The organism is Psychromonas aquatilis, assembly GCF_038155185.1.
Taxonomy (GTDB): domain Bacteria; phylum Pseudomonadota; class Gammaproteobacteria; order Enterobacterales; family Psychromonadaceae; genus Psychromonas; species Psychromonas aquatilis.
Genome location: NZ_JBAKAZ010000238.1, coordinates 1 through 236 on the forward strand (window position 1 = coordinate 1; position 236 = coordinate 236).

The following is a 236-nucleotide window of genomic DNA, read 5'->3' on the forward strand; positions in this document are numbered from 1 at the left end:
TTCCATTGGCAGTATCTGCATTGGCGAGAGCAAGAGCAGACTGGTTGTACGGACTCAATATGACGCGTCTTTGTACGTTACAAGGACAAAAGACAGGTTATCAAGGTGTTTTGTCGATCGGCCGTGTTCAAACTCCAATACGGGCTTTAATTGTTAATCGACATATTGATATTAATAATTTTATATCTAAAACTTTTTATGAAGTGATCCGCAACATTGAAACAAGTGACAGGGTT

Annotated in this window: 1 protein-coding gene; it reads left to right on the forward strand. The window is 39.0% G+C overall.

All coding sequences use genetic code 11. The features are described 5' to 3' along the window. A partial coding sequence (locus tag V6256_RS15440; protein ID WP_341599132.1) for a DNA topoisomerase occupies positions 1 to 236 on the forward strand: 236 nt, incomplete at both ends.